7 protein-coding genes, 1 tRNA gene and 1 pseudogene are annotated in these 8,382 nt (G+C 72.2%); 3 read left to right on the top strand and 6 right to left on the bottom strand.

Features of this window, described 5'->3' with window-relative positions:
• Positions 1–170: 170 nt before the first annotated feature.
• Positions 171–428 (top strand): annotated as a pseudogene (locus ACTIR_RS27750) (site-specific integrase); the annotation flags it as partial.
• Positions 429–516: 88 nt separating this feature from the next.
• Positions 517–720 (top strand): site-specific integrase, encoded by a 204-nt coding sequence (locus ACTIR_RS27745; protein WP_026453884.1) that lies wholly within the window; start codon positions 517–519, stop codon positions 718–720.
• Positions 721–764: 44 nt separating this feature from the next.
• On the opposite strand, the gene ACTIR_RS0108015 is transcribed toward ACTIR_RS27745, so the two are convergent.
• The 3 genes from ACTIR_RS0108015 to ACTIR_RS0108005 form a co-directional block, all read right to left on the bottom strand.
• Positions 765–838: transfer RNA gene (locus tag ACTIR_RS0108015), tRNA-Leu, on the bottom strand.
• 71 nt (positions 839–909) lie between these two features.
• Entirely contained in the window at positions 910–2,232 is a 1,323-nt protein-coding gene (locus ACTIR_RS0108010; protein ID WP_026453883.1) for an NAD(P)/FAD-dependent oxidoreductase, read from the bottom strand.
• Positions 2,233–2,379: 147 nt separating this feature from the next.
• Positions 2,380–3,108 carry a uracil-DNA glycosylase gene (locus tag ACTIR_RS0108005; RefSeq protein ID WP_026453882.1) on the bottom strand — a complete coding sequence of 243 codons (729 nt, stop codon included), beginning with the start codon at positions 3,106–3,108 and terminating at the stop codon, positions 2,380–2,382.
• Positions 3,109–3,141: 33 nt separating this feature from the next.
• On the opposite strand from ACTIR_RS0108005, the gene ACTIR_RS0108000 reads away from it, so the two are divergent.
• Entirely contained in the window at positions 3,142–4,638 is a 1,497-nt protein-coding gene (locus tag ACTIR_RS0108000) for a S10 family peptidase (RefSeq protein WP_026453881.1), read from the top strand.
• Between the two features lie 255 nt (positions 4,639–4,893).
• Here ACTIR_RS0108000 and ACTIR_RS0107995 read toward each other — a convergent pair whose 3' ends face one another.
• The 3 genes from ACTIR_RS0107995 to ACTIR_RS22285 all read right to left on the bottom strand — a co-directional run.
• Positions 4,894–5,847, bottom strand: coding sequence for a Ppx/GppA phosphatase family protein (locus ACTIR_RS0107995; RefSeq protein WP_007024281.1), 954 nt, complete (start codon positions 5,845–5,847; stop codon positions 4,894–4,896).
• 9 nt (positions 5,848–5,856) lie between these two features.
• Complete coding sequence (locus ACTIR_RS25815) at positions 5,857–7,818, bottom strand: lytic murein transglycosylase (protein WP_026453880.1); 1,962 nt, start codon at positions 7,816–7,818, stop codon at positions 5,857–5,859.
• A gap of 104 nt (positions 7,819–7,922) precedes the next feature.
• Positions 7,923–8,382, bottom strand: a 460-nt coding sequence (locus ACTIR_RS22285) for a DUF501 domain-containing protein (RefSeq protein WP_052583773.1), incomplete at its 5' end; no start/stop codon positions are given.

The raw sequence follows: 8,382 nt of genomic DNA, 5'->3' as shown, positions 1-8,382 counted from the left end.
ACCAGGTGAGCAGGCAGGCGGCCCCGGAGGGGCCGCCCTTGAACAAGACAAGAAAGTCTGAACACGCTCTGCGCTGCGGCTACGTGGTCGCCGAGCGGCGGGAATGGCTTGCCCAGCTCGAACAGGACCCGACCGCGCGACGTCACGACTTGCCGGACCTCACGCGCTTCATGATGGCGACGGGCGTCCGGATCGGCGAAGCGCTCGCCCTGTACTGGGAGGACGTCGACCTCGACCGGGGCGTGGTCCTGATCGAGTGGACCGTCGTCCGTGTCCGGGGCGCCGGCCTCCGGCGGACGCCTCCGAAGACGTCGGCGAGTAAGCGCACGTTGGCGGTGCCTGCGTGGGCACTGGAGATGCTTCGGCATCGGCACGCGACCGCGGTTGCCGAGAACCGGCCGGCTGCGAGTCCGGTTTTCCCGGATTCCCTCGGAGGCCTGCGTGATCCCTCCAACACGCGACGTGCCTTCCGGGAGGCACGTGGCAGTGCGGATTTCGCCCTGGGTGACCTCACACGTGTTCCGCAGAACCGCGGCGACGCTCCTCGACGAAGCGAAGCTCACCGCCCGCGAAATCGCCGATCAACTCGGCCATGCGAAGCCGTCGATGACCCAAGACGTCTACCTGGGCCGCGGGATGGCCTCGCCCCGGGCGGCGGAGGCACTGGAGTCCCTCGGGTCGGAGGGCGAGGGCAATTCCGGGGGTAAATCGGGGATGTGATCTCCCGGCCATCCCCTCGCGAAGCCGCTGACCAGCTCGGACAGTGCCCCCGACGGGACTCGAACCCGCACTGCGTCGATTTTAAGTCGACCGCCTCTGCCGATTGGGCTACGGGGGCACCCGTAGCTTAAGGCCCCGCCCGCGCGGCTGTCCCACGGCCTCACCGGGTCGGCCGCGCGGGGGCCGGGGTCACGACTTGGAGGCTCGGTCGAACTCCTCCTTCGGGTTGTTGATCTGCCCGAGGGAGACGGTCTCGCGTCGGAACAGGCCGCCGAGCATCCAGTCGAGCAGGATGCGGACCTTGCGGTTGACCGTCGGCATGGCCTTGACGTGGTAGGCGCGGTGGAACAGCCACGCCGGGAAGCCCTTGATCTTGAGCTTCATCGCGTCGGCGACGCCCTTGTGCAGCCCGAGGCTGGCCACCGAGCCGAGGTTCTTGTGGTAGTAGTCCTTCGGCCTGCCACCGCGGAGCACCTTCACGATGTTGCCGGCCATGTGTTGCGCCTGACGCACCGCGTGCTGCGCGTTCGGCGGGCAGGTGGCGCTCGGGTCCTCCTCGGTGCGGGAGAGGTCCGGCACGGCCGCGACGTCGCCCGCCGTCCACACGTCGGGGTGCCCCGCCACCTGGAGGGAGGCGGTGGCCTGGAGCCTGCCCCGTTTGTCGGTCGGCAGGTCGGACTCGGCCACCACGGGGTTGGACTTCACGCCCGCGGTCCAGATGATGGTGTCGGTGTCGAACTCGGTGCCGTCGGAGAGCACGACGTGCCCGTTCTCGAACGACTTCGCCGCCGTCGACAGGTACACCTCGATGCCCCGGCTCTCCAGCTGCTCGGCCGTCCACACGCCCAGCGTCTCGCGCACCTCGGGCAGGATCCGCCCCGCGGCCTCCACCAGCACCCAGCGGATGTCGTCGGGTTCGATGGTGTCGTAGTAGCGCGTGGCGTCGCGGGTCATGTCCTCCAGCTCGGCCAGCGCCTCGATCCCGGCGAACCCGCCGCCGACCACGGTGAAGGTCAGCAAGCGTTTGCGCAGTTCGGGGTCCAGGGTGCTGGCGGCCTCGTCGAGCTTGGTCAGGACGTGGTTGCGGATGTAGATGGCCTCGCCGATCGTCTTGAACGCGATGCCCTCCTCCGCGAGGCCGGGAATCGGCAGCAGTCGGGCGACGGAACCGAGCGCGACCACCAGGACGTCGTAGCCCAGCTGTTCGGTGTGCCCGTCCGGGGCCTCCACGGTCACCGTCTTCGACTCGTGCTCCACCCCGGTCACCCGGGCCGTGAGCACGTGGCACCGGCGCAGGGCCCTGCGCAGCGGCACGACGACATGGCGGGGTTCGATGGAGCCCGCCGCCGCCTCCGGGAGGAACGGCTGGTAGGTCATGTGCGGCTGCGGGTCGACGACGGTCACGGATGCCTCGTTGGCCCTGAGCTTCTTCTGCAGGCCCAGCGCCGTGTACAGGCCGACGTATCCGCCACCGAGGATCAGGATCCGCGTCGGTTCCGACTTGACTGCCATGTCATCCATGGTTTCACCGGCGGGCCCACAACGGCAGAGACCCCTCCCCGGCTGTGACCAGGGTCGCCGTATCTCCCAAACGATTCAGAGCATCGACACTCCAGGTCACCGCCCCGATCCGCACGGTAGTGGGCCACGTCCCCCGCCTCACCGCAACCCGGCCAGGGCGGCCCCCTCGGCCAGCACCGACCGCAGCATCTCCGGCGTCAACCTGCCGGTGAACGTGTTCTGCTGCGAGACGTGGTAACAGCCGAGCAGGTGCAGCGGGCTCGGCCCGTCGAGCGTGACGCGCACGTCGTGGCCGAACTTCGGCCTGGGCCTGGGGATGGTCCACCCCGCCTCGGCGAGCACGGGCAACAGGGCCTGCCAGCCGAAGGCGCCGAGGACCACCACGGCGCGCAGGGTGGGCCGGAGCAGCCGGAGTTCGTCGGCGAGCCAGTGCCGGCAGGTGTCGCGCTCGGCGGGGGTCGGCTTGTTCGCCGGCGGGGCGCAGTGCACCGGCGCGGTGATCCGCGTGCCGCGGAGGGTGAGGCCGTCGTCACGGTGCACCGCGGTCGGCTGGGAGGCGAGGCCGACGTCGTAGAGGGCCTGGAAGAGCACGTCACCGGAGCGGTCGCCGGTGAACATGCGTCCGGTGCGGTTCCCGCCGTGGGCGGCGGGAGCAAGGCCCACCAGCACCAGGGCCGCGTCGGCGGGGCCGAAGCCGGGCACGGGACGGCCCCAGTAGGTCTGGTCGGCGAACGCCGCCCGCTTGGTCTCGGCGACGTGCTCGCGCCACTCCACCAGGCGCGGACAGGCGCGGCACCGGCTGACGGCGGCATCCAGCCGCGCGAGCTCCTCGGCCCGCTCCCGCGGCTCCTCCCGGTACGCGTTCATGGGTCCCATTGTGCGCACGACTAGGTTGGGGCCATGCCGGAGACCAACACCGCCGACACCGCCAGCTCCACGACCACCGAACCGACCACCGCGGACGGGACGTCCCCCACCGATGACCTCGTCACCACGCAGCACACGCTGACGACGCCGGACGGCGCTCTCGACTACACCGCCGAGACCGGGCGGATCGTGCTGCGCAAGGAGGTGCTCACGGACGGCACCTTCGAGGGGCACAAGCCGAAGGCCGAGGTCTTCGTCACCGCCTACACCCTCGACGGCGCCGACCCGGCGACGCGACCGGTGACGTTCGCGTTCAACGGCGGTCCCGGATCGTCCAGTATCTGGCTGCACATGGGCGTGCTCGGGCCGCGCCGGACCGTCTCGGGGGACGTGGACGCGCCCGAGCCGCCCCCGTACCGGCTGGCCGACAATCCGGAGACCCTGCTGCGGGACAGCGACCTCGTCTTCATCGACCCGGTCTCCACCGGCTACTCCCGCGCCGTCGAGGGGGAGAAGCCGACCGAGCACCACGGCTTCACCCCCGACGTGGAGTCGGTCGGCGAGGTGATCCGGCTGTGGACCTCGCGCAACGGCCGGTGGCTGTCGCCGAAGTTCGTGGCGGGCGAGTCGTACGGGACGCTGCGCGCCGCAGCCCTGGCCGCGCACCTGCAGGACCGGCACGGGCTCTACCTCAACGGCCTGCTGCTGATCTCCTCGGTGCTGGACATGGGCACCATCCGGTTCAGCGAGGGCAACGACCTGCCGTACGCGCTGTACGTGCCGACCTACGCCGCCATCGCGCACTACCACGGCAGGCACGGGGATCGGCCGCTCGACGAGGTACTCGCCGAGGCCGAGGAGTTCGCCGCGCGGGACCTGCCGTGGGCGCTGCGGCAGGGCGCACGGCTCAGCGCCGACGAGCGGGCCGACATCGTCTCCCGGCTCGCGCGGCTGACCGGGCTCAGCGAGTCCTATGTGGACCGCGTGAATCTGCGGATCGAGCACGTCCGGTACTTCACCGAGCTGTTGCGGGACCGGGGGCTGGTGACCGGGCGGATGGACGGCCGGTTCACCACGTGGGAACCCGACGGTGGCCGCGAGCACTTCAGCGACGACGCGTCGATCTCCCGCATCATCGGGGCCTACTCGGCGACGTTCAACCACTACGTCCGGCACGAGCTCGGCTACGCCAACGACCTGCCGTACGAGGTGCTGTCGCTGGACGTCAACCGCAACTGGTCGTACTCGGACTTCGAGGGCCGCTCGGTGTCGGCCGTGGACGACCTCGGTAAGGCGATGCGCGCGAACCCGCACCTGCGGCTGCACGTGGCGCTGGGCCACTACGACGGCGCCACCCCGTACTACGCCGCCGAGCACGTGCTCGCGCAGATCCGCATCCCGGACGAACTCCGGTCCAATGTGGAGACGGCGTACTACCCGGCGGGCCACATGATGTACGTCCACGAACCGTCCCGCCGCCAACAGGCCGCCGACCTCGCCGCCTTCGTCCGCACCAGCGCCAACCGCTGACCCAGCCACTCCAGGCCCGCGAGTCGCCACTCCAGGCTCGCGAGTCGACACTTCAGGACACCGGGAGGACACTCCAGGACGCCGAAGAGACGCCTCGGGAAAGCGGACGACCCTTCGGGCCGCGGCGGCCGGGCTCCGCGAGGTACGGGCGGGAGCGGTCGCGGAGCGTGGGCTCGACGTCCTGGAGCGTCAACTCACGGGCGTGGGGTGGCAACTCGCGGGCATTAGGTGGCGACTCGCGGGTGTGGGGTGGGGTCAGGCCAGGGAGAGGGCGATGCCGTCGAGGATGTCGTGTTCGCTGACCACCAGGTCGGACGGGCCGCCCAGGTCGGCGATCCGGTCGGCGAGCACGCGCACGATCAGCGAGCCGCCGCCGATGACGTCCACGCGGCCCGGGTGGATCACCGGGTTGGCCGCGCGCTCGTCGTGGTCGGCGCTGAGCAGGCGGTGCGCGGTGTCGTCCAGCTCGGCGCGGGTGAGCCGGGACAGGTGGGTGCGTTCGGAGTCGTACTCGGGCAGTCCCTGCGACACGGCCGACAGCGTCGTCATCGTGCCCGCCACCCCGATCCAGGTGCGCGCCGTCGACACGTCGACGTCGGCGAAGGCGGGTTCCAGGGTGTCCGCGATCAGCCGCTCCCCGTCGGCGACCTCCCCGGCCGTCGGCGGGTCGCTGCGCAGGGTCCGCTCGGTGATCCGGACGCAGCCGATGTCGACCGACCGGGCCGCGCGCACGTCGGCCTGCCTGCCGTCCCACGTGCCCAACACCAGCTCCGTCGACCCACCGCCGACGTCGACGACCAGGAACGGCCCGTCGTCGGGGTCCTGCTCGCCGACCGCGCCCGCGAACGAGAGCCGTGCCTCCTCGTCCCCGGAGATCACCTCGGCCTCCACACCGAGGATGTCGCGGGTCATCGAGAAGAACTCGTCGCGGTTGCTCGCGTCCCGGGTCGCCGAGGTGGCGACCATGCGCAGCCGCTCGACGCCCTTGCGCCGGGCCGCGACGGCATAGGCGGTCAGCGCCTCCCTGGTCCGCTCCAGTGCCTCCGGAGCCAGCCTGCCGGTCGCGTCGACCCCCTGGCCGAGCCGGACGATCCGCATCTCCCGGTGCAGGTCCCGTAGGTCGACGCTGCCGTCGTGGCGGTGCGTCAGCTCGGCGACCAGCAGTCGGATCGAGTTCGTCCCACAGTCGATGGCGGCTACCCGTGGCATGCCGCCACCCTAGCCGGTCGGGCTCGTCGGCTCCTCCGTGGTCCGCACGCACTCGCACGGTGCCTGTGTGGCTCCGGCGGAACCGCCGGTTCCCGCCGCTGCGGCTGTGGTCGCCACGGCGCTCGTGCCGGTGTCGCCGTTGTCGGCACCGTGGACCGCACAGGGCCGGCTCGGCTCACCGGGCCGGGTCCCGGACGACGGTGCCGGGGACGAGCCCGTCGGCTCCGTCGTCGTCGGCCCCGACTCCGGGGTGGTCGACGGGCTCGAGGCCCCGGGTCGGTCGTCGGTGCCGCAGGAGTCGACGGTGCCCTCGGTGGCGTTCCCGGACACGGGACCGGCCGACGCCTGGGCGCTGTCCCCGTCGTCCGTGTCGCCCGAGGTCGCGGCCATCTCCGGACGCTCGGCGCCGTCCGGCCCGGCGCCGTCCGGCTCCGTGGTGCCCGGATCCGTGGTGCCCGGATCCGGGCTGTCCGGCTCCGTGGTGCCCGGCTCCGTCGTGTCCGGGTCCGTGCTGTCCGGGGTGGTGCTCTCCGGCCCCGTGTTCTCCGAGCTCCCGGAGCCGTTCGTCGTTCCGGGGTTCTCCGGCGTCCCGGTCGTGTCCGGGCTGTCGGACTCCGGCGCCTCGTCCGTGCCCGTGGGTTCCGTGCCCGTGGGTCGGTCCGTGGGCTCGGTGTCCGTCCCGTCCTGCGGGTCGTCGGAATCGCCCGGTTCCCCGGGATCCGCCTCCGGATCGTCCGTGTCCCCGGGGTCCTCCGGGTCCTCCGGATCCTCCGGATCCCCCGGGTCGGTCGGCCCGGTCGGGTCCTCGGGGTCGGTCGGATCGGTCGGCTCCTCGGGATCGGTCGGCTCCTCCGGTTCCTCCGGGTTCTCCGGGTCCTCCGGGTTCTCCGGTTCCTCCGGGTTCTCCGGCTCTTCCGGGTCCTCCGGGTTCTCCGGGTCCGGCTCGCCTCCCTCGGGCGGTGTGGATCCGGGGGGCGTCGTCTCCGAGTCCTCGGATTCCTCCGGGTCCCCCGGCTCCCCCGGCTCGCCGGGCTGCTCCGTGCCGTCCGGGTCCGTGCCGTCCGGGGTCGTCGTCGACGGCGAGGACGACGGCAGCTGGGCGCCCGCGGCGGCGTCGGGATAGGTGTCGACACGCAGTGGGTCGGGCACGGCCTGCGGCACCTCGCTGTCCGGCACGCCCAGGACCCCGGTGCGGTAGGCCTCGGCCCACCGCAGCACGTTGTCCACGTACGAGGACGAGTTGTTGTACCGGTAGAGCGCCCGGCGTACCTGTTCGTCGTCCGAGAGGTCGAAACCTCCCGCGCACAGGTACCGCCCCGCGGCGACGGTCGCGTCGTGGATGTTGTTCGGGTCCGCGACACCGTCGTCGTCGCCGTCCGCGCCCCACCGTGCCCACGTCGACGGGATGAACTGCATCGGCCCGACGGCGCGGTCCCAGTCCCGGTCACCGTCGTACCGGCCGCCGTCGGTGTCCGGGATCGTGGCCACCGGGCCACGCCCGTCGAGGACCGGGCCCAGGATCGGCTCGCGGGTGGTGCCCGCGGCGTCGACGTATCCGCCGCGGGCGTGCCCGGACTCGATCCGCCCGATCCCGGCGAGCAGCGCCCAGTCCAGGTTGCAGCCGGGTTGTTCCGCGTTCACCCGCTGGGCCGCCGCGCGGTACGCGGCCAGGACGGACCGCGGGATGCCGAGGGAGCCGGAGGTGGGCTCGTCCCGCAGCCGCAGCTCGGCCGGTTCCGGTGGCTCCGGCAGGCTCCCGTCGACCGACGACCGGGACAGGCCGGGCGGATATCCGCCGACCAGCGGCATGGCGACCGTGAACTCCCGGGCGGGCGGGTCGAGCCACCGCGCGGCCGCTCCGCTGACCACCGCCACCGGCACGATCGCCAGCGACCCGCCCAGCACGGCGACCATCGTCCGGTGCCGCAGCCCGAACCGCCGGACCGCACCCGACCTCCCGCCAGCACGCACGCTCGACCCCTCCCGCCGGAATCGCCTGGGGGCTCACCCTGCCGCAACCCACCCGGCGTTTCACACCCTTCGGAAGGGATCAAACAAGTTTTGCTCCGGACGGACTAATTTCCGTGAGCACACTCCCCCGACGGCCATCCGTCCGCCCGGACGAGACGCAGCGTCTCGTCACCGACCGGGTTGACTCCCGGTCCCCGGGCGAGCGTGTGGGCGAGGTGCACGTGCAGGCACTTCACCCTGGTCGGCATCCCCCCGGCGGTCACGGTGTGCCCGAGCGGTTCGATCGCGTCCCGCTCGGCCAGGTACGACTCGTGCGCCCGCCGGTAGCGCTCGGCGAACTCCGGGTCGTCGGCGAGCCGCGCGGTCATCTCCCGCATGGTCCCCGCCGCCTCGATCCTGCCCACCATCGAGTTCAGCGTGGGGCACGTCAGGTAGTACAGCGTCGGGAACGGGGTTCCGTCCTCCAGGCGGGGGCTGGTCCGCACCACGGCGGGGTGCCCGCCCGGGCAGCGCGCGACGACGGCACGCAACCCCCGGGGCGGGCGGCCGAGCTGCCGGGCGACC

It is taken from the genome of Saccharomonospora iraqiensis subsp. iraqiensis, from assembly GCF_000430445.1.
GTDB classification, from domain to species: domain Bacteria; phylum Actinomycetota; class Actinomycetes; order Mycobacteriales; family Pseudonocardiaceae; genus Saccharomonospora; species Saccharomonospora iraqiensis.
Note: the sequence above shows the minus strand (reverse complement) of the source record. Positions and strands in the feature narration are given on the sequence as shown.

What these genes read in the sequence shown, in the direction of transcription:
- ACTIR_RS0108010 (WP_026453883.1), bottom strand. Translation starts at nt 2,232, where the DNA reads ATGGCAGTCAAGTCGGAACCGACGCGGATCCTGATCCTCGGTGGCGGA.
- ACTIR_RS0108005 (WP_026453882.1), bottom strand. Translation starts at nt 3,108, where the DNA reads ATGAACGCGTACCGGGAGGAGCCGCGGGAGCGGGCCGAGGAGCTCGCG.
- ACTIR_RS0108000 (WP_026453881.1), top strand. Translation starts at nt 3,142, where the DNA reads ATGCCGGAGACCAACACCGCCGACACCGCCAGCTCCACGACCACCGAA.
- ACTIR_RS0107995 (WP_007024281.1), bottom strand. Translation starts at nt 5,847, where the DNA reads ATGCCACGGGTAGCCGCCATCGACTGTGGGACGAACTCGATCCGACTG.